25 protein-coding genes are annotated in these 19,424 nt (G+C 64.0%); 7 read left to right on the top strand and 18 right to left on the bottom strand.

The window, feature by feature from the left end:
• Positions 1 to 213 precede the first annotated feature (213 nt).
• From ACQP1T_RS18790 to ACQP1T_RS18765, 6 genes are all read right to left on the bottom strand, one after another.
• Positions 214 to 612: a hypothetical protein gene (locus ACQP1T_RS18790; RefSeq protein ID WP_433761888.1), complete on the bottom strand. Its 399-nt coding sequence runs from the start codon at positions 610 to 612 to the stop codon at positions 214 to 216.
• Between the two features lie 126 nt (positions 613 to 738).
• Positions 739 to 1,524, bottom strand: a complete 786-nt coding sequence (locus ACQP1T_RS18785) for an RNA polymerase sigma factor SigF (protein ID WP_433761887.1) — start codon at positions 1,522 to 1,524, stop codon at positions 739 to 741.
• The gene (locus tag ACQP1T_RS18780) at positions 1,514 to 1,951 is read right to left on the bottom strand and encodes an anti-sigma factor (RefSeq protein ID WP_433761886.1); all 438 of its coding nucleotides are present in this window, start codon (positions 1,949 to 1,951) and stop codon (positions 1,514 to 1,516) included. The genes ACQP1T_RS18785 and ACQP1T_RS18780 overlap by 11 nt, the downstream gene beginning before the upstream one ends.
• Before the next feature lie 109 nt (positions 1,952 to 2,060).
• Entirely contained in the window at positions 2,061 to 2,741 is a 681-nt protein-coding gene (locus tag ACQP1T_RS18775; protein WP_433762246.1) for a PAS and ANTAR domain-containing protein, read from the bottom strand.
• A 71-nt stretch (positions 2,742 to 2,812) separates the two neighbouring features.
• Complete coding sequence (locus tag ACQP1T_RS18770) at positions 2,813 to 3,211, bottom strand: STAS domain-containing protein (protein WP_433761885.1); 399 nt, start codon at positions 3,209 to 3,211, stop codon at positions 2,813 to 2,815.
• A 221-nt stretch (positions 3,212 to 3,432) separates the two neighbouring features.
• The gene (locus ACQP1T_RS18765) at positions 3,433 to 3,933 is read right to left on the bottom strand and encodes a DUF6328 family protein (RefSeq protein ID WP_433761884.1); all 501 of its coding nucleotides are present in this window, start codon (positions 3,931 to 3,933) and stop codon (positions 3,433 to 3,435) included.
• A gap of 203 nt (positions 3,934 to 4,136) precedes the next feature.
• On the opposite strand from ACQP1T_RS18765, the gene ACQP1T_RS18760 reads away from it, so the two are divergent.
• The gene (locus tag ACQP1T_RS18760) at positions 4,137 to 4,469 is read left to right on the top strand and encodes a hypothetical protein (protein ID WP_433761883.1); all 333 of its coding nucleotides are present in this window, start codon (positions 4,137 to 4,139) and stop codon (positions 4,467 to 4,469) included.
• Between the two features lie 78 nt (positions 4,470 to 4,547).
• Here ACQP1T_RS18760 and mbp1 read toward each other — a convergent pair whose 3' ends face one another.
• A complete protein-coding gene (gene mbp1, locus ACQP1T_RS18755) occupies positions 4,548 to 4,793 on the bottom strand; it encodes a microaggregate-binding protein 1 (protein WP_433761881.1) in 246 nt (81 codons plus the stop codon).
• A gap of 158 nt (positions 4,794 to 4,951) precedes the next feature.
• Between mbp1 and ACQP1T_RS18750 the strand changes: the two genes are divergently transcribed.
• Together ACQP1T_RS18750 and ACQP1T_RS18745 are read left to right on the top strand one after the other, a co-directional pair.
• Positions 4,952 to 6,472, top strand: coding sequence for an FAD-dependent oxidoreductase (locus ACQP1T_RS18750; RefSeq protein WP_433761880.1), 1,521 nt, complete (start codon positions 4,952 to 4,954; stop codon positions 6,470 to 6,472).
• Positions 6,473 to 6,611: 139 nt separating this feature from the next.
• Positions 6,612 to 9,407, top strand: coding sequence for an aminotransferase class I/II-fold pyridoxal phosphate-dependent enzyme (locus ACQP1T_RS18745; protein WP_433761879.1), 2,796 nt, complete (start codon positions 6,612 to 6,614; stop codon positions 9,405 to 9,407).
• A 61-nt stretch (positions 9,408 to 9,468) separates the two neighbouring features.
• Here ACQP1T_RS18745 and ACQP1T_RS18740 read toward each other — a convergent pair whose 3' ends face one another.
• From ACQP1T_RS18740 to ACQP1T_RS18715, 6 genes are all read right to left on the bottom strand, one after another.
• Entirely contained in the window at positions 9,469 to 10,233 is a 765-nt protein-coding gene (locus tag ACQP1T_RS18740; RefSeq protein ID WP_433761877.1) for an ESX secretion-associated protein EspG, read from the bottom strand.
• Between the two features lie 125 nt (positions 10,234 to 10,358).
• Complete coding sequence (locus ACQP1T_RS18735) at positions 10,359 to 11,528, bottom strand: WXG100 family type VII secretion target (protein ID WP_433761875.1); 1,170 nt, start codon at positions 11,526 to 11,528, stop codon at positions 10,359 to 10,361.
• Positions 11,525 to 12,046: a hypothetical protein gene (locus tag ACQP1T_RS18730; RefSeq protein WP_433761873.1), complete on the bottom strand. Its 522-nt coding sequence runs from the start codon at positions 12,044 to 12,046 to the stop codon at positions 11,525 to 11,527. Before ACQP1T_RS18730 ends, ACQP1T_RS18735 begins: the two co-directional genes overlap by 4 nt.
• Positions 12,047 to 12,098: 52 nt before the next feature.
• The gene (locus ACQP1T_RS18725) at positions 12,099 to 12,689 is read right to left on the bottom strand and encodes a DUF3558 domain-containing protein (protein ID WP_433761872.1); all 591 of its coding nucleotides are present in this window, start codon (positions 12,687 to 12,689) and stop codon (positions 12,099 to 12,101) included.
• Between the two features lie 234 nt (positions 12,690 to 12,923).
• On the bottom strand, positions 12,924 to 13,130 hold the full coding sequence (locus tag ACQP1T_RS18720; RefSeq protein WP_433761870.1) for a DUF397 domain-containing protein: 207 nt from the start codon (positions 13,128 to 13,130) through the stop codon (positions 12,924 to 12,926).
• A complete protein-coding gene (locus tag ACQP1T_RS18715) occupies positions 13,127 to 14,017 on the bottom strand; it encodes a helix-turn-helix domain-containing protein (RefSeq protein WP_433761868.1) in 891 nt (296 codons plus the stop codon). The genes ACQP1T_RS18720 and ACQP1T_RS18715 overlap by 4 nt, the downstream gene beginning before the upstream one ends.
• Positions 14,018 to 14,835: 818 nt before the next feature.
• Here ACQP1T_RS18715 and ACQP1T_RS18710 point away from each other — a divergent pair.
• The gene (locus ACQP1T_RS18710; RefSeq protein ID WP_433761866.1) at positions 14,836 to 15,087 is read left to right on the top strand and encodes a hypothetical protein; all 252 of its coding nucleotides are present in this window, start codon (positions 14,836 to 14,838) and stop codon (positions 15,085 to 15,087) included.
• A gap of 287 nt (positions 15,088 to 15,374) precedes the next feature.
• Here ACQP1T_RS18710 and ACQP1T_RS18705 read toward each other — a convergent pair whose 3' ends face one another.
• The 4 genes from ACQP1T_RS18705 to ACQP1T_RS18690 all read right to left on the bottom strand — a co-directional run bounded on the left by ACQP1T_RS18705 (position 15,375) and on the right by ACQP1T_RS18690 (position 17,189).
• A complete protein-coding gene (locus ACQP1T_RS18705; RefSeq protein WP_433761865.1) occupies positions 15,375 to 15,917 on the bottom strand; it encodes an AAA family ATPase in 543 nt (180 codons plus the stop codon).
• 139 nt (positions 15,918 to 16,056) lie between these two features.
• Positions 16,057 to 16,563: a hypothetical protein gene (locus ACQP1T_RS18700; RefSeq protein ID WP_433761863.1), complete on the bottom strand. Its 507-nt coding sequence runs from the start codon at positions 16,561 to 16,563 to the stop codon at positions 16,057 to 16,059.
• Positions 16,564 to 16,584: 21 nt separating this feature from the next.
• Positions 16,585 to 16,914, bottom strand: coding sequence for a hypothetical protein (locus tag ACQP1T_RS18695; protein ID WP_433761862.1), 330 nt, complete (start codon positions 16,912 to 16,914; stop codon positions 16,585 to 16,587).
• Positions 16,914 to 17,189: a hypothetical protein gene (locus ACQP1T_RS18690; protein WP_397054089.1), complete on the bottom strand. Its 276-nt coding sequence runs from the start codon at positions 17,187 to 17,189 to the stop codon at positions 16,914 to 16,916. The genes ACQP1T_RS18695 and ACQP1T_RS18690 overlap by 1 nt, the downstream gene beginning before the upstream one ends.
• An 89-nt stretch (positions 17,190 to 17,278) precedes the next feature.
• Between ACQP1T_RS18690 and ACQP1T_RS18685 the strand changes: the two genes are divergently transcribed.
• The 3 genes from ACQP1T_RS18685 to ACQP1T_RS18675 are packed head-to-tail and all read left to right on the top strand — an operon-like array spanning position 17,279 to position 18,446.
• Complete coding sequence (locus ACQP1T_RS18685) at positions 17,279 to 17,644, top strand: glyoxalase superfamily protein (protein ID WP_433761860.1); 366 nt, start codon at positions 17,279 to 17,281, stop codon at positions 17,642 to 17,644.
• Positions 17,641 to 17,973 (top strand): ArsR/SmtB family transcription factor, encoded by a 333-nt coding sequence (locus tag ACQP1T_RS18680; RefSeq protein WP_433761858.1) that lies wholly within the window; start codon positions 17,641 to 17,643, stop codon positions 17,971 to 17,973. The genes ACQP1T_RS18685 and ACQP1T_RS18680 overlap by 4 nt, the downstream gene beginning before the upstream one ends.
• A gap of 2 nt (positions 17,974 to 17,975) precedes the next feature.
• Positions 17,976 to 18,446 (top strand): SRPBCC family protein, encoded by a 471-nt coding sequence (locus tag ACQP1T_RS18675; protein WP_433761857.1) that lies wholly within the window; start codon positions 17,976 to 17,978, stop codon positions 18,444 to 18,446.
• 315 nt (positions 18,447 to 18,761) lie between these two features.
• Here ACQP1T_RS18675 and ACQP1T_RS18670 read toward each other — a convergent pair whose 3' ends face one another.
• Positions 18,762 to 19,358: a TetR/AcrR family transcriptional regulator gene (locus tag ACQP1T_RS18670; RefSeq protein ID WP_433761855.1), complete on the bottom strand. Its 597-nt coding sequence runs from the start codon at positions 19,356 to 19,358 to the stop codon at positions 18,762 to 18,764.
• Positions 19,359 to 19,424 lie beyond the last annotated feature (66 nt).

Genomic DNA, 19,424 nt, shown 5'->3' with positions numbered 1-19,424 from the left:
CACGCGGACGCGACGCGACGCGGAGACTCGCGTACCCATAACCGACGCGACAGTCCGCCTTCGAGCACCTTTGCCAACTCGTTTAATACCCGGATCGACCAGCCGGTAAACGGCAGGTCACGGGCAGTCGGTTAGCGTCCGGCTACTCCACCCTGCGCATGAAGACCCGATTTGTGCAAATTGCACGAGATTTGCGACACATTTCGGCCAGTGTCACCATTCGTCGCGATGGGACTGTTCGAGCCGGTTGAAGTTGCTCGGCCCGCCGTCGGCCCTTCGCTCCTGATAGCGGAACATCAGTCGGCGCGCATCGAAGGTGGCGAACCATTCGTCCCAGCCGACCGCGCGCAGCACCGCGCCGCCGTACCCGGGAAAATCGAAGCGCAAGACGCCGAGGCGACCGTCGTATTCACTGCCTGGCATGGTGGCCGGGCGCGCACCGCGCTGCTCGGCCCACCGCCGGATCACGTCATGGTTGCGGGTGACGAGGAAGCGACCCGGCTGCTGTGGACCCTCGCCGCGAACGACTGATTCCGGCGGTTTCTTCAGCGACCTCGAAGCCCCCGGTCCGGTGTACGGATCTCGGGTGGCCGGTCGTCGCTGATCGTTCATGACGACCTCCTTGCGCGTCGGCATCAATAGTCCGGTTCCTCTTCGCGTACCCGCGCGTAGCGCCGGGCAAACCGTAGATCCGGTCACTACGAAACAGATTGCGCCACAATGCATTCCCCTCGTCGATCAGTCACGCAGCGCGGCGTCACGCAACTTGCCGAGCGTTCTGGACAGTATGCGGGAGACATGCATCTGCGAAACCCCGAGCTGTTCGGCGATCTGGGACTGGGTCATGGACTCGAAAAAGCGCATGACCAGCACCTCACGTTCCCGGTCGGGCAGTTCCTCGATCAGCGGCCGGACCGCAAGATAGTCCTCCACATACTGGTAGCTCGGCTCGTCCTCGCCGAGGCTGTCCAGCAGCGGTTGCGGCGCGTTCTCGATGTCGTCACCGGCCACCGCGTCGATCGAACTCGACTGATAGGCATTGCCCGCGATGAGCGCCTGGGTGACCTCGACCAGGTCCACATCCAGTTCCGCGGCGATCTCGCGGGCCCTGGGCAACCGGCCGAGCCGCTGCGATAACGCCTCGATGGTCGGACCGATGCTGAGCTGGATTTCCTTCGTGCGCCGGGGCACTCGAACCGCCCAGGTGTTGTCCCGGAAATGCCTGCGCACCTCGCCCATGATCGTCGGCACCGCGAACGACAGGAACGAGGAACCGCGCGATACATCGAAGCGATCCACGGCCTGCACCAGACCCAATCGGGCCACCTGCAGCAGATCGTCGAAGTTCTCCCCGCGCCCGGAGAATTTGCGTGCGATATGTTCGGCCAGTGGCAGACACCGCCCGATCAGCTCCTCGCGCAACAGTTCTCGACGGTGATCGGCCGGATCGATGGCGGCGATCTTTTCGAAGAGCGGTTCGATATTGTCGTAACTGTCGCGGTGCGCTCTCGAATCAGACGCCATCACCACTCCGTGCCCAGCTGAAGTCGACGACAGTCGGGTATCCGGAGACCGCATTGTCGAACGGCTCCTGCGCCGCTGAGATCGACTGCGTCAGCGTGCGGACGATATGCCAGCCGAATCCGGCCTGACCGACCACCTTCTCCGACACCGCGACCGCGGCGACACGCACGAACATCTCGTGATCGTTGTATGTGAAATCACAATCCAAGTTGGACCCCGGCGTTGCCTCCAGGATCAACGAGGTGGCCACTTCATCGAGCGCGAGCCTGATGTCGACAACTTCATCGATCGCGAAATCCGCGATGAGCGCGACGGTTTCGGCGAGCGCGCGCAGCATGGTCAGCTGCTCCAACTCAGCGGGGATGCGAACCCCTATCGTCGTCGTCTTCTCCGCCGCGGACTGGGAACTCCACTCCCCCATGCCCATCACCACCTCTTTTCCTCCGAGCCGACCGGAACCTGCCTTCGAGTCGGGGGCCATTCGCGACTTACCCGGCCGGTCACCATCGAAACATTGCAACCGGTGTGGATTCGACTCAGTCGGCCTCGATCCGTTCATGCGCAGTCAACAGCAGATGATCGAACCGCGTGCGCAATTCGGCCATCGAATCGGTCAGCGTGCCGAGATCGGCGATCAAGCGGGCGGCCAGTGCCCGCAGTTTGATATTGGTCTCCTGCGAACGCCAGCTCAGCACCCGGAACGCCTGTTCGGCGTTGATGCCGTAGACCAACATCAACGCGCCTTTGGCCTGCTCGATCACCGCCCGCGCCGCATACAACTCGGGCAGCGCGTCGTCGAGGGTCTCCTGCTGCCGCTCCTCGAGCGCGTCGGTGACATCGATGTAGTAGCCCGACGTCCCGATCACCGTTTCCGACTCATCGAGTATCTGATCGGCCACCACGATGACGTGGTGCACGTGACCGGTTGTATCGAGGATCCGGTGCCGACTGCAGAACGGCTGCGCGTTTTCGATGGAGTTGGCCAAGGTATCGGCGACCTGCGCCCGATCCTCGGGATGCTTATGCGATAGCAGCAGTTCGGTGGTCGGTGTCACCGTCCCCGGCGCATACCCGTGCAATTGCGCGACCTCGTCTGACCACTCCCACCGCTGGTCGGCAAACCAGAAATTGAAGGTGCCGACGCTCTGCGCCTTACCCATGCCGATGACCCGGCCCAACACCTTCGCCTGCTCAGGCGAAACCGATCCACTCTCCATCACAGCGCAAGTATGGAGTGTGATCATGCTCGGTGCCGGGATATCGGCTCGACCAGGGACTTAAGACCTCTCTATGTGTCGAGAGCGGCACGCATAGTCGGGAAATCACAGCAGACCGCGCGTACTCCGGTCACGGCGAGCACTCGCTCGATCTCCCGGCGCCCCGCGACGATCCGCACAGCGGGACCGCCGTGCGCGGCCCGCTGGGTGATCGCTCCGATGGTGGCCGCGACCCGAATGCTCAGGAATTTGGTGGCGCGCAGATCGAGCACAACCGCATGGCACCTGGTCGTGACGGCGTGTTCGAGCATCGCGCGGAACTCCGGGAGTGCGGCCGCATCGAGTTCGCCTTCGGCACGCACCACCACACATTGTTTACGTCGATCGACGCGTTGCGCCCAGAACCGGTTGCGTGGTCGTTCACCGGCGGGGTGCTGCCCGTTTGATCGGTGCTGAAGAACGGCAGACATGTAAACCTCCCAGAGGGGATTCCGGTCCTGCGCGGCAGGATCGGATCGGCGGGAGGGCGGCGGTATCGGCGGTAGTAGGACGCATCGGTTTGTCGCCACGTTGGGTCAGGTGTCGCTACGCGCTCCCGCTGGCCGAGTCCTGCGTGGTGTGTTACCGCGTCGAACTCAGGGTCGGCTGTAGTCTCAACCGGTCTAAGTCTGGCACGCCGGCTCGGTTCGATTCAACCGCCTGATCCGTCGCGGCCGTCGCGCCAGCGCCACGGCGCCACCACCCAGGCCCCCGCGAACAGCAGCGCGACCAGCACACCCGCCACCGCACCGGCGATGGTGCCCGCGACCGTTGTCATCACCAGAATCGTCGCACCGGTCAGCGCGAGGCCCAACAGCGCGATCCCGGCCATCGCGCAGCGATGCGCCGCGGCCACCACATTGCCCAACCGATGTTGCCGGAACAGGATCCGATGCCACGACACCGGCGCCACAAGGAAGACTGTCGCACCCATCGCCGTGCAGACCGTGCCCAGATACAGCAGTCGCATCGGCTGCGACAAGGTGGTGAATCCGGCCTGGAACGGGAGGATCAGCAGCGCACTGATCAAGAACTGCACACCGGTCTGCACGACCCGCAGTTCCTGCACCAGAGAGGCCCAATTGCGGTCCAGCCGTTGGGTTTCGGTCTCATGTCTGGCGTTGCGGTCCCATTCCTGATCATCGATCGTCACGGCTGGGCTCATCGCCTTTCGATATCGGCACCATGGCTGCTCCTGGCTGTCGCGGCCCGTGTTGGCGGCGTACCCGCGCCGTAGCGGCATACACCCGGCGGCCGCCGAGCGGTATCGCCGTTGATTCGGTGTGCGACGCGCGGGTATGCCGATGCTGACGCCGAGGCGGTCGGCGGCATCGTTTCGAGGAGGAGCGATCCATCATGAGAAGCACCGGAAACGGCCGAGGACGAATCGCCCTGCTGGCCGCGGCGGCCGCGCTGGCGGTCCTGGCGAGTGGCTGCGAGGAGGCCCAGAAGGCGGTGAACAAGGGCGGTGACACGCCCTGTAACGAATTCATCGCGCAGGACAAGGACAAACAGCGCATCACGGTGACCAAATTCCTCGAGCAGGAACGCAACGGCAATGCACCGGCGACCAACGACCAGACCGTCGACGCATCGATCGCCGCCATCGAATTGATGTGCCGGGCGCAGGCCAATCCGGACACCCCTATCCGCAAAGCCGACTTGACCGGCATCCTGGTGCCGAAGTAATTCTGGTGACGAAGTAATGGGTTGCCGGACATATTGTCCGACAACCCATTACTTGTCATATACAGCGATTATCGATAATCACTGCCCCTGCTGGTAAGCGCGCTGGCGCTGTTCATCGAGCTTGGCTTCGGCACGCTTCTTCTCGGCGGCCGCTTCCTTGCTGGCTGCTTCACGCTGTGACTCCGCCTTTTCCTGCTGGGCCTTGCCTTCGTCCCTCAGGTCGTCGTTTCCGAAGACTGCGCCGGCGGCCTCCTTGACCTTGCCCTTGGCGTCTTCGACAACGCCTTCGACACCTTCGCGGGGACCACTCTTGTGCTCGGACACGATATCTACCTCCGAAATATCGGTTTTCAGGTGGACATTCGCCGCATACCCCGGATCCGCCCGTTGAATCCGAACTCCGCATTTTCCTCGTGGATTCGCCGAAATTCTGGCCGCATATCGGGATGTTTCGGCGGTGTGGCAGCGGTTATCGCCGGAACATGAGGTCCCTGTGGTTGAACGATGCCGAGGTGCCGGCGCGACTGCGGCTCACGCCGGGGCTGCGGTTCGACACCGTCGTAATCGGCGCCGGGCTCACCGGCCTGGTGACCGCCCTGCTGCTGGCCGAGAGCGGCGTCGACGTGGCGGTACTGGAGAGTAAGCGAGTCGGAGCGGGCACCACCGGTGCCAGTACCGCGAAAATCAGTCTGCTGCAAGGGGTTCGAGCGCAGCGGATCCGCGCTCGGCACGGCGATCGGGCGGTGACCGACTATGTCGAGGCCAATCGCGAAGGACAGCAGTGGTTATTGCACTACTGTGCGGAGCATTCGGTGCCCGTACAGCGCGTACCGGCGCTCACCTACGCCCAGTCCCGGTCCGAAATATCTGCTGTGCGAAGGGAATACGAGGCGACACGGGCCGCGGGGCTGGACCCGACGCTCGTCGAGGAGCTCGATGTGCCGTTCCCGGCGCACGGTGCGGTCCGGCTCGACAACCAGGCTCAGCTCGATCCGATGGCACTGCTGGCCAGCTTGGCCGCCGATATCGAATCGCGCGGTGCGCCGATATTCGAATCCACCCGCGCCAAGGGCGTGCACAGCGCCGAGCACGACCAGTTGGTCATCGAAACCGAGCACGGCGATCTGGTCGCGCGCACGATCATCCTGGCCACCGGCACACCGATCCTCGACCGCGGCGGCTTCTTCGCCCGGCTCACCGCCGAGCGCTCCTATCTGAGCGCCTTCCGGGTCGCCGAGCCGATTCCGCGAGAAATGTTCATCAGCGCGGGTGAGCCGACGCGATCGCTGCGGTATACCCCGGGACCCGATGGCGCGGACCTGCTGCTGGTCGGCGGCAATGGCCACGTGGTCGGCCGCACGAATAGGGCCAGCCGCCGGGTCGATGAGCTGATCGCCTGGACACGGCGCTGCTTCCCCACCGCCGAACCGCTGCAGAGTTGGTCCGCGCAGGACTATCACCCGGTCGACGAACTGCCGTACGTAGGTCCGCTGCTGCCCGGGCAGAACCACATCCTGCTCGCCACCGGCTACGCCAAATGGGGTTTGACCAACGGTGTCGCCGCGGCCTTGGCCCTTGCGGGCCGGATCAGTGGCAAACCACCGCAGTGGGCCGACACCTTCGCCAGCTGGCGCCCCAGCGAACTCAAATCACTACCTGCCGCCGTGTTCACCAATAGTGTTGTGGCCCAACAACTTTCCTTCGGCTGGCTGAACATGTTCGGCACCGGTCTCGGTGAAGTGCCCGCCGAGGGATGCGGCCGCGTCGAACGTCATGGGCTGCGACCGACCGCCGTATGCACGATCGACGGCGCTACCACCGAGGTCTCCGCGGTCTGCCCGCACCTGGGCGGCATCGTGCGCTGGAACGATGCGGAGCAATCGTGGGACTGCCCACTGCACGGCTCCCGATTCGACGCCGACGGCACCCTGCTCGAGGGCCCGGCCACCAGCTCGCTGACGCCGATCTCGGGCCCGTACCCCGGACCCGTATCGCCAGCCTGAGCATCATGGGGGACGGCAGCCTGACGCCTGGGTAGGAATTTGATCAACGGCGGGGCACAATATTTGCACGGATGAATGTTCCAGGGTGATCTTTCGATAGATCACTTCGCCCACCGATCGAGGGGCGGAAACTGACGACATGCACCGAAACGGCGAACGCCCGAAAGGGCTTTCTGTATCCGCGTTGGCGGCGGTAGCGAACCCGTCGTACTCGCGAATCGACACGTGGAATCTGCTCGATGACGCGTGCCGTCGGCTGGCCGATGTGAATCGCGCCGGGCTGGACACCACCCACGAAGCCGCCCGGGTGCGGCGCCTGCTCGATCGTCTCGGCGCCTACGAGCGGTATTGGCTGTACCCAGGCGCGGCGAGACTGGAGGCGTTTCGCGGATATCTCGCCGATCTGGCAACGGTGCGGCTCACCGAGGAGGTGTCGCTGGCCGTGCGGCTGCTCTCCGAGTATGGCGACGGTACGGCTGTGTTCGACACCTCCGCGCCGCTGGCCGATCAGGAACTCGTGGCGCGGGCCAAACAGCAGCAGTTCTTCACCGTCCTGCTCGGTGACGATTCCCCGCCCGAAGCACCGGAGAGCCTGGCGGAGAGCCTGCGCGCGCTTCGCGACCCGTCCGACGATGTGCAGTTCGAGCTGCTCGTCGTGTCCAGCATCGAAGACGCGATCACCGCCGTGGCGTTGAACGGCGAGATTCAGGCGGCGATCATCCGGCACGACCTGCCGCTTCGTTCGCGCGACCGGGTGCCGTTGATGACCACGTTGCTCGGCGTCAACGACGACGTGGTCGTGACCGATCGCACCCAGAGCTGGGTCGAATGTGGCGAGTGGATCAGGCAGCTGCGGCCGCATATCGATCTGTATCTTCTGACCGACGAATCGATCGCCGCGGAGACCGAGGACGAGTCCAACGTCTACGACCGCACGTTCTATCGGCTCAACGATGTCACCGATTTGTACAGCACGGTGCTCGCCGGGTTCCGGAGTCGGTTCGCCACACCGTTTTTCGACGCTCTGCGTGCCTATGCGGCCGCCCCGGTCGGCCAGTTCCACGCCCTTCCCGTCGCGCGAGGTGCCAGCATCTTCAACTCCAAGTCGCTGCACGATATGGGCGAGTTCTACGGCCGCAACATCTTCATGGCCGAGACGTCGTCCACCTCCGGTGGACTGGACTCACTGCTGGATCCACACGGCACGATCAGGGCGGCGATGGACAAAGCCGCGAAGACATGGTGTGCCGATCAGACGTACTTCGTCACCAACGGAACATCCACCGCGAACAAGATTGTCGTGCAGGCCCTGACCCGGCCGGGCGACATCGTGCTGATCGACCGCAATTGCCATAAGTCGCATCACTACGGCCTGGTGCTGGCCGGGGCGTACCCGATGTATCTGGACGCCTATCCGCTCGAGCCGTTCGCGATCTACGGAGCTGTGTCCCTGCACACCATCAAGAAGGCGCTGCTGGACCTGGAGGCGGCCGGACAGCTGGACCGGGTGCGCATGCTGCTGCTCACCAACTGCACTTTCGACGGGATCGTCTACAACCCCCGGCGCGTGATGGAGGAGGTCCTGGCGATCAAGCCGGACATCTGCTTCCTCTGGGACGAGGCGTGGTACGCGTTCGCCACCGCGGTGCCCTGGGCCCGGCAGCGGACCGCGATGGTTGCCGCCGGACAGCTCGAATCGATGTTGTCCTCACCCGGTTACGCCGAGAAGTACCGCACATGGCGTGCATCGATGCAGGGAGTCGAACGCGCCGAGTGGATCGACCACCGGCTGCTACCCGACCCCGAACGCGCGCGGGTACGCGCGTATGCGACGCATTCCACCCACAAGTCGCTATCGGCGCTTCGACAGGCGTCGATGATCCATATCCACGACCAGGATTTCAAAGCTCTCGTCCGCGAGGCGTTCGGTGAAGCGTTCTTGACCCACACTTCGACGTCGCCGAACCAGCAACTCCTGGCGTCGTTGGACCTGGCGCGGCGGCAGGTCGACATCGAGGGCTTCCAACTGGTCCGGCACGTCTACGACATGGCACTGGTCTTCCGCCACCGTGTCCGCAAAGACCGGCTGATCGGCAAGTGGTTCCGCATCCTCGACGAGGACGACCTGGTGCCCGACGAGTTCCGGACCTCCGAAGTCAGCTCGTACCGACAGGTCAGGCAGGGTGGCTTGGCGGAGTGGAACGAGGCGTGGCGGTCCGATCAGTTCGTGCTCGATCCGACTCGGGTCACCCTGTTCATCGGCAAGACCGGCATGAACGGGTTCGAGTTCCGCGAGAAGGTGCTGATGGACCGGTTCGGTATCCAGATCAACAAGACCTCGATCAACAGTGTGTTGCTGATCTTCACCATCGGTGTCACCTGGTCTAGCGTGCACTATCTGCTCGATGTGCTGCGCCGGGTGGCCACCGACTTCGAGCGCAGCCAGGATGCGGCCGGAAAGGCCGATCGCGCCCTGCGGCAGCGCCGGGTCGACGAGATCACCAAGGATCTGCCCGCGCTACCCGACTTCAGCGAGTTCGTCAGCGTATTTCGTCCCGACGGCGCCCGCTCGTTCGGCGATATGCGGTCGGCGTTCTATGCCGGGTATGAGGATTCCGACCGCGAGCACATCCTGCTCGGCGACGCCGGGCGACGGCTCGCCAAGGGAAAGACGCTGGTGTCCACCACCTTCGTCGTCCCCTACCCGCCCGGCTTCCCGGTGCTTGTCCCGGGTCAGGTGATCTCGTCGGAGATCCTGTACTTCCTGGCCGAGCTCGACGTCAAGGAAATCCACGGATACAACCCCGACCTCGGCTTGTCGGTCTTCACCGAGGCCGCGCTTGCCCGGCTGGCCGCAGCTCGGCACGCGATTGCCACAGCGTATGGTGATGCGCCGCAGGCAGTTCCGGAGTCAGCTCGCGCGCTGGGTCGATAGCGCACATGGTTTCGGCGCGCCAGATGAACCGGCGGCTGGCGAGAATCCGGCGACGATCGCGTCACCAGTTATCGGGTTCGTCGCCGCGAAGTCGTTTCAGCGCCAGGTCGATCCAGGATTCGAAGTAATTGGTGAGATCGCCCGTGGTGGCGGGGCGGATGGTGATGTGCTCGCGGGTTTGCTGCTGGACGTATCGGCCGTCGCCTTCGGTATCGAACCATCCGATGCCATACCAGGGGGCCGGGCGGCTGTGCAGGTATCCGGCGAGCAGGCCCGCGACGCCCGCGCCGGAGCGGTGCTGAGTGAGACGATCGAAACGTTCCAGCGGACTGTTGCGGCCATGATGGCCGTTGTTGTCGGAACGCAGGTCCTCGACATGGAAGGTGTCCGGTTTGGCGCTGCCCGGAGGAACCGAGGGCAGGATGGCGGCCAAGCGTGCCGCCAGCTGTTCGGTGCGGAACAGTCGACAGCGGATCGCGCTGTCGACACCGCCCGTGGCGGTCTGGGTCAGCATAACCGCGTGGTAGGGGGTCCGGGCGCCGAGGACGCGATATTCGCGGGGTTCGCCCTTGCCGAGAACCGTTGAGGCACCGGTAATTTCGATGCGCAGCTCGGAGGTGGTGAGGGTATGCAGGGCGAGGTTGATCTGCTCGGTTTCCTCGACACCGTAGCGGGCGCGCACGGCGGCCCGATGCGCGGCGACCTCGTCGTTGGTGGCCAAACGGCTGACATAGCGCAGCGGGTGCGGGAACCGGTCGTTCGCGTCGCTGTACCACAGCGCCGCGAAATCGTCCGGTTTCCAACTCCATTCGGCCATCGTGGACATCCAATCAAACATCAAGCGGCCCGATGGCGTCCCGGGTACAGCGTGGTACCTCGGAACAGGCAGCGGGCCAACGAAATCCAGGTAAGCAGCCTTCGGCCGCCGATATTTCGACCGGCGGCCGGGGATCAACTCGGTGTCGGTCCGGGTTCGGCGGGGTCGCCGCCGATCACGCCACGGGGAACAGTTTTCGGGGCGGACCCGAGCAACTCTTCGGTGTTCTCCATGTTCCGAAGCCACTCGGGGAGCTGATGGGACTCGTCGTCGCCCTTGGATTGACCACGGCCACCGCCCATTCCACCCATTCCCGCCATGCCGGAGGTACCCGTGCCGGTGGTCGCCGCCCGTGCCGCGTTGGCTGTGGTGCCGGTGGCGGTCGGTGTACCGGGCACGCTACTGCCGGGCTTGCCCGAGGTGGTGCCGGAGGTGCCACCAAGCCCGCCGCTGCTGCTGCCCGTGCCGCCCGGATAGCTGCTCGGCGTCGTCGAAGTGCTCGTCGTGGGGGTCACCGAACTCGATTGGGTCGCCGAAGTGCTCGACGGGGTCTGCGACGACGAATCGGTGGACGTGGGAGTCGTCGAGGAATCCTGCGAGTCATTCGTCGTCGGATCGGTGGCGTGCTGCGAATCTTCCTTCTGGTCACCGCCATTGCCTTGGTTGCCGGTCCCGGACGTCGGGTTACCGTCACCGTTTCCAGGTGTCCCCGGGCTGTAGCCGTCGTTCTTGGTTTCGGGTGCCTTGTACAACGGATCGGTTGGGCTGTTCGGCACCGGGAGCACCGGAATCTGCTTATCCGCCGAAACGAATGTATTGACGTAATGATTGCGCATGGCTTCGCGTGCGGCACTCTCGCAATCGTTGCGCACCGCAGCGGAATTGGGGCCGTGGTAGATACCGAGGTTCCAGCTCTTCGGGTTGTACCAGGATCCGCCGTCCGGCGGTTTGTCCACGGCCTTCTGAGTATCGTTGACACCCGTGGCCGCTGCCGATACCCGATCGGCGAGGTTCTGCAGCGGTGTCGTCAGATCCAATGCGGCCTTGGCGTATTTGTTGATCGCTTCGCGCGAACTATTCGCGGCATTGCCGTCCCAGGCTGCCGAGCTCGAATGATTGATCCGATTGGCGAAAAGTTCTGCGGCCGAAGCCCAGCGCGCAGCGATCTGCGCGTACTCACTTGCGCCGTTGTGCGCCTCGGTTGTATTCAGTGGGGTGAACGCGTTGTAGATCTTCCAGTGATTCCAGCTGTCGACATGTTCACCGCCGCCGGGAATCTTCGACGGCTCATACGAATCGGTCATTTCGAGGCACCGATGGCCGGGGGCGTTGTCACGCCGAGTTGGGTCGGGGTACCGATCTGGCTGGCTTCCACATTCGCCTTCAGTTCGTTGTAGCGAGCGGCGAATTCTTGGTCCTGCTCGACGTATTTCTGGGCGATTGTGCGGTGGAGGTTTTGGATGTTGTCGACGATTTCGTAATGCTGCTGCAGGATGTCGAAGACGTTGTTATCCGTGTCTGTGGCTTGATTGACAACCTTGGCCTTGCCGCGGAAGCGAGCCACCAGTGTGCTGGCCGAACTCATGCCGTCTGTTGTCTCGCCGAGGCCCCAGTGCTCACGGCGCGAAATGTTTTGCGCGATCCGCTGAAGTTGCACGATCTCTTCTTTGAAGGCCGCACAGTCGCGTTCGATGTAGACGAACTCGTCGGCGTTCACGCGCACTTCACTGCTGAAGCTGACGGTCAGCTTGCCGTCCTGAGCGTCCTTGATCGCGCTGGCTAGTGGGCCCGCAGATGACGGTGTCGTGGATTCGCTGCTCACAGTTCGTGTTCCTCCCCAGGGATTCCGGCCGCGATCGACCAGGCTTCAAAGTCTAGAGGGCGGCCGGTATCGCGGGAACGATCCCCTCCGCGAGGCGCTTGGCGATCTCGCAAGAGTGCTGATTCCCAGAATTCCGGCGTGACGGTGGGTTATCGATGCTGATCTCGAGGCTGCCGCCTTTCAGCTCGACGTTGATTACGCAGTCCGCGTGCGGATCCTGGCCGCTGACATGGGAAGTGAGTGCAGCCCGGCCAGCGACCGTGAGCTCTTCGTCGACTGCGAAGTCGTGGTTCGCTCGCACCATCGCCAGGGTGATGTTGGTGGTGTCGATTGTGGCGGCGTATCCGTCGCCTCCAGCCTGAATCCAGCCGCAGCCGCGCCACTTGATGCCCTGGGCCCCATCCTTTTTGTCCGGGTCTGGCTTTATCAAATGCTCCTGCTGAATCACCGTCTGCGGGAGGTCCTTACACGCATCGAACCCCGCTGGCACATCCGCCGCAATGGTCGGCGTTGCAGACGCACTGTTTGCAGTGCCTTTCGACTCCCCACCTGGGTTGCATGCCGAAACCAGCAGGATTAACCCTGCACCGAGAACCACACCCCGGACCACACCACTCCAGCTGGCCATCTCGTCCTCTCGCACCGGTTCCATTCCCGACCTGGGGCCGGACCGGCTTCCCCGCCCCCGCAAGCTCGTCTAGACCGTACCGGCCAGGTCACCAGCACGCAAAGCATTCACCGCGGCCGCAATTCCGGAGGAACGCTGAATCCTCCTGAAACGACACGATCGCCGCAACCTCTCAAATCGAGAGTGTTGCGACGACCGCGTGAACCCAAGAAAACACCTGGGTTCCTGCGAATTCAGATCACCCGCCGTTCAGGACTGCTCGAACTCCCCGCCCTGCACACCTGCCGTGAACGCATCCCATTCGGCGGGACTGAATACAAGAGCCGGACCGGTGGGGTTCTTCGAATCCCGCACCCCGACCATGCCCCCGCCAAGGTGTGCAACCTCCACGCATTCCTTCGTCGAGCTGCTGCGGCTGCTCTTGTACCAGTTCGCCCCGGACAGATCGACGCTCACGCTCTGTGCTCCTTCGCCACAGCCAGGATCTTTCGCCTGGACTTGCTCTCATCCAACGCTACACGTCCGATCTCGGCGAGCGCATTTCGATAAGGCTCCACCTCCGCATCACGCTCCAAGTACAAGTCACCGGCGTATCCCTCGACGTAGACGATCGGCGGTTCCGCGAGCTTGGACTGCGGCAAGGGCGGAAACTCCATCAGGAAGCACGAGCCGACCAACACTCCGAGATGGCTACGGGCGTTGAAAGGGACTACTCGTATCGAAACGTTCGGCAGGGCACCAAGTTCGGCAAGCCGATGCAGTTGTTCCGCCAATACTGCTGGGCCGCCAACCTCTTCACGGAGAACGGCCTCCGACAACAAGACTTCTACAGTGAGACTGGGGTCTTCGAGGCGTCGCTGCCTGCGTGCCAACCACTCGACTCGCCTCTCGATCTGATCAGTTGGCAGTTCGGGAGATTCGGCCCAAGCTATCGCACGGCGATAGGCCGGAGTCTGAAGCAACCCCGGCACAATGGCGACCTTCCATGCCGTCAATCGACTGGCAGCCTCCTCCAAGGCCAGATAGTGATCGAAGTCCCCAGTGATCTGATCGGCATAGGAACGCCACCAACCCCCACCGCGCTCGCGCGCAGCACGCACCTCCTGTACCAACCCCAACAGAATTCGGCGCTCATCGTCGGTGGCCGCGTAGGCATCGCACAGGGCGTTGATCTGAAAGCTGGTGATCCGGGTCGATCGGCCCTCCTCGATGCGACCGATCGATTGCGGGGAGGTTTCGGCCAGCCTGGCCGCCTCGGCTTGGTACATGCCCTTGACCGTCCGCAATCGGCGCAGTTCACGGCCGAGGGCACGACGCGCGAGGGTACTGCCGGTAACGCTCATATCGTTAGCCTCACTATGTAGTGACCGGACTTTTGGAAGCCGTCAGCAGGTGGCGCTCACGTGGCGGTATCCGCGGAGAAAGTTTGGCGATAATACGACGGAAGCGGGCGATCGGGGATGCCGTTTTCCGAAGGCCGGGTGTGTACTTGCATCACCCCGGTAGCCGGGAAGCACCCACTGCCTGAGCGAAATAGTTTGTAGCACAGGCGGTTTCGGCCTCGGCTACCGGGCATTCCAAACGCCCACACCCACGTTCGGAGTATCCGCATGCACGGCCTGCCGGTAACGAACCATAGCGAATTGCCTGTAATGACAATCGAATACGCGCATGTAATCATGCGGAGCCATTTGGACTGCCAGGCGTCGATGTGCCCGGTCAAGGCGCAGGCGAAGAAGCGGCTCATCGAGGCCGGTCGGCTCGTCCCGGCCGATGTCCCGCACCTTGGCTTCTGATATGGCCGCCGATCCCGTCCACCATCAGTATCCGAGCCATGCAATGTCACCGGCCCAGATGCATCGGGAGATATCCAGCGACCTACACGCCGAATGCACAGTGCTGACGTGTGCGATGTTGCGCGGTTGTTGGACACACCTGATCGAGACGGGACATCCGCACCCTACCGATTCGCCCACCGACTGCCCCACCTGCACTAAATCGGCTGCCTGACAACAGATCTCCAACAACCCAGGGGGTGCTGCCCAATGCTCGCTCAGATCACCGCTCGGCTCACCATCCGCCCTTACGGGGTGTGGCCGGTCTGTGCTGTCGGGAAGCCTCACGCCGATCCGTGCGCTGAGAACGCCAGTCAGGGGGGCCGATGAACGCCAGCAAGCCGAGCCGGCGCGAATCGCGAGCCACGGACCGCAATCCAGCACTGCCGCAACGTAATCCGTTCATCGGTCCCCCGGCCATCTACAGCGGTGCACCAGCCGATGTGGTCGAGCGGTTCGCGGACGCGGTCCGGGAATGGGCGAATCAGCCGATGGCCGCCGAGTCGTCCAGATGTCGGGGTATCGAGTCCCTCGACATCGGGCGTACCGACGAGAAGGGGCGTGAGGCGTCGAGATAGATTGCGGACCACCCGAACTCAGGACGATGGCAAGCTCGCCGTGTGGCAGTTGGCAGGGATCGCGGCCCGCATCTTATGCGCGCAATTCACTTCCGAGTCCTTCACCGCCTATTGCCTGCCCTCGCGCACACCGCTTCCAGCAGCCCAACCCGGTACCGTCATTCGATCCGTATCCCGATCTTGCGGCCGCTCGGGAGTTACTGCCTGAGCACGACGACCTGTGGAACGCGCTTCGAGATGACTACTGGGCCGCACTGCGGACCGGGTAAGCCACTATGAGGGTGCAGTCACTGAACAGTGACTGCACCGTCCACTGGCTGCGCCCTCTGGAGAATCTCGTCGATGGTCTGCTCCACGGTGAGATCAGATGTGTCCAACCACAATCCGATGCGCGGAGTCTGCGCGCGCAAAACCTCGTCGAGGCCCTCGACGGTGAAGCCGTCGTAGGCGACCTTGTCCCTGCCCGCCTCGCGCGCGGCGACCGCGGCCGGTTTCGGTGCGAGCACCACCACATACCGCGGCCGGGTCCGGATGCGCTCGAGCGTGTAGGGCAGGAACTCCCCGAGCACGACATCCTGAATGATCGCGGTGAATCCGGCCGCGGCGTACGCATCGGCCGTGCGCGCGGCCAGCGTATGCCGTAACCGCAGTTGCTCCAATGCTTCCGTCGAAGGTTCCGGGCTCATCTCGGCTCGGCCACCGACAATGAAGCGCCGAAACGCATCCCCACGCACATGAGCCGAACGCGGCAACCGCTCCGCCAACGCCTGCGCAACCGTAGACTTCCCAGCAGCCTGGATACCGGTGATCAGATAAACAGCGGATCCCATACCCGCCATGATCGCAGCCCAGCGCCACCCATTTTTCCGCCGATCCCCGATTCAGCTTGTCCGGTGGAACGGGCGTATCCCATATCCGCGCGCCCGGATGAGTATCCGTCGGCCCGCGTCGGTAGACGCCGTCCACTGGCTAGTCCCGCGCTGGGCGAAGAATGGGATTGATCTCGGCCAGCATGGCGATCAGCTGGCTTGCTCCATGACGTACCAATTCATCAGGTGCCTCGGTCAATGTCTCGCACTCGCGCACAGCGGCATCTCGGTCACGGGAGAACACCCCGAACACGTCGAGCACTGCTGTTCGAATCCAGTCGGCGTGGTTCGGATCGGCCGCAGCGAGTCCTGCGGCGACGGCAGCGAAACCGAGCGAGTCCTGACGTCGGAGTAATGCCTCCGCCGTCGCGCGGGTGACGAATGTGTTGTCGGCATCAAGTATGAGACCCGACAATGGCGCCCTGGTTTCGGGCATTTCGGCGAAGTTGGCCAGGCAGCGGCCTGCGTCCGCCCGGTCTCGGTAGTCGGGGCTTTCGGCAAGCCTGATCAGTCTGGCGACTACTACACTTCTCACCTCATTGCTCACGGCCGCATTCTGCTGCGCCCACGCTGGAAGGTCCATCAACTCGGCGTCGACGACCGACATATCCGCAAGGCGCGCAGCCGTTCAGCTAGCGCGGTGGATCGGATGGAGTCGGGATAGGGCGCGGACCGCGTCGGCGCGCGAAATGAGCTGGTCGCCATCGAGTTCGGCGATGGCTGCCTCCATCCATTCCCGGATGAGGGTCGACATGCCGATGCCACGGCTGTCGGCGAGCTGCTTGACCCGGGTGTGCAGCTCCAGCGGCATGCGAATGGAGCTGGTCACCACGATGTCGTCACCGGGGGCGAGTGGCGGCGGCGCCTTTTCCGGCGAGACCGGTTCGTCACTGAAGGTCAGCCGATCCATGAACGCCGCCACTTCGTCCGGGGTGGACGGGAAATCCTTGTTGCTCATCACCGGTTCTCCTGTTCCCACTCCTCGAACATTTTCAGTTCGTCGGCGCGCATTTCCCGGGCGCCGATGATCAGCCAGGTCCACTGGTCCTGTTGGCGCGTCGCCACGATCAGTGGCCGCCCGGTACCTGTGCGACCCCAGACCGACAACACCGTCACGTGCCCGTCATCGGCGATCCGCGGCCAGCGCCGTGCGCCTTCGAGGACTTGGCGTACCTCCCGGGGTCCGATGCCGATCAGATGCGCGAACGCCCAGTCCGGCCACTCGAACCCCATCACCACATACTACGCGCATAGTAACCGACCGATCGGTCCCAGCTATCACCTCTTGACGCGTAGGATTTTTCCTACCTATAGTCGACGCTGTGAACATCACTCATGCCAAGGTCGTTACCGTGCCCGTCACCGATCAGGAGCGGGCCAAGGACTTCTATGTCGACACCCTCGGATTCGAGGTGCTGGTGGATCAGCGGATGGGACCGGTGCGCTGGCTACAGGTCGCACCCAAGGGCGCGCAGACCGCCTTCACGCTGGCCAGTGCGGAGCAGGGTTTCACGCCCGGCAGTTCGAGCGGCATCATCCTGGAAACCGCCGACCTCGATGCGGACTGTTCGGTGCTGGCCCAAGCGGGCGCGGCGGTCGAGGGACCGACCGAACTGCCGTGGGGACGTCAGGCCACGCTGACCGATCCCGATGGCAACCGCTTCGTCCTGGCCGCCGCGGGCCGATGACTGTCGAAGCGCCCGAGGGGCGGGTCTTCGCGGCGCTGGCCAGTCCGGTTCGGCGCGAAGTGTTGCGGTTGCTGCGTGAGGGCGGACCGCAGCCGGTGACCGATCTGGCCGCACATTTCGAGATGGCGCGGCCGAGCTTCTCCGAACATCTGCGGGTGCTGCGGGAGGCCGAGCTTGTCAGTGAGAACAAGGTCGGGCGGCAACGGCTGTATCGGCTCGAGGCGGCCCCGCTGTACGAGATCCAGGAATGGTTGCACCCATTCGAGCGGTTCTGGCGCGAGAAGCTGGCCGGGCTGCGTGAACTGCTGGACACCATGGAACAGGAGTAGGGATGACAGATCCGACCACCATTCACGTAGACGAATTCCTCGCGCACCCACCGGCGAAGGTGTGGCGCGCGCTGACCGAACCGGAATTGCTGGCACGGTGGTTCATGCCGTCCGACTTCCGGCTCGAGGTCGGGCACCGCTACAGCATCGATGCGAAAGCCGTTCCGGCGACTGGTTTTTCCGGTGTGATCGCGGCCGAGGTGCTGGCCTTCGAAGCCGAGCGGATGCTGCGCGTCGGCTGGCGCGATGCCGACCAGGATGCCGAGCACGGCGCCGACTGGACGATCACCTGGACGCTGGAGCCCGAGGGCAAGGGCACCCGATTGTTCTTGGAACACGCCGGATTCGACCCGGACCATCCGCTGCAGCAGAAGGCCCGCACGATCATGGACGCCGGTTGGCGCTCGCATGTCATGCGGCGTATCGATGAGGTGCTGCGGGAGTTGGAGTCATCGCCGAACCTCAGGCGCTGAGTTTGCCTGCTGGTGCCCTACGTGGTCACCGTAGTATCGGCCGAATTTCGTGCAGATATGGCGTAGTGGGCTGGTAGAGAAGGGTTTTCGCGTTCGAGATGCGCGGCCGGGTGGTTGGTGCTCGGCTTGGCTGCCGATGAGGGTTGATCGGCCATCGAGGTCGACATCGACGCCGAGCTCGCCCAGTTGGGGCCGACCGGCTACCGGCCGCTGCGAGTGCGTGACATGTTGTTCTGAGACCGCTCATCGCAGCCGGGCACCGGCGGGCTTGTCCGCGGTAGGGACCGCGGCTGGTGAGTGCGGTCGAGACCCGGCTCAGTTTTCGAGGTAGGCGACCATGCCGCCGATGAGCGCTTCGATAGCGTCGTCGAGGTTGCCGTATGTGCCGAGAGTTCGCTCGGAGGTGATGCCGCGCATGGCGGCTGGGATCAGCGCCGCGACCCGGCGCACCTTGACCGGATCGAGTTCCAGATCGGCGAAGGCTCGCTGGCATGCGTCGTCCCAGTGCGGTTTCCAGGACGCCAGCTCGGCGGCGGTGAGCGGGTAGTCGCGTTCGAGTTCGGCGTGGTCGCGTGGCAGCGCCGCGCGCAGCGTCTCGATGGCCAAAGACTCGGGGCGGCGCAACCCGATGGCCATCGCGTGGATGAGCGCGGCGACGCGTTCGCGCAGGGTGCCGTCCGGTTTGGCTGCCGCGGGCAGGTCCCCGCGCTTGTCGGCGGTGTAGCGCAGGACCGCGGCCCACAGGCCGTCGATGTCGCCGAACTGATATTTGACGACTCCCCAGGTCGCGCCGATGTCGCGGGCGATCCGGTTGCCGGAAACCGCGGCGGGGTCCCCGGTCGACAGCGAGGCGATCGCGGCGTCGAGCATGGCTTCCCGCGATTGGATCCCGCGCTTGTTCGCCCGCCTCATGCTCGCCGCCGCCTCTGTCACAAGGGCCGATGCTACCTCGAACGACCTGGGGAATCCAGTTTCAAC

The sequence above is a fragment of the Nocardia sp. CA-135398 genome (assembly GCF_050955845.1).
Taxonomy (GTDB): Bacteria; Actinomycetota; Actinomycetes; order Mycobacteriales; family Mycobacteriaceae; genus Nocardia.
This window is presented reverse-complemented; position numbering and strand designations above follow the sequence as displayed.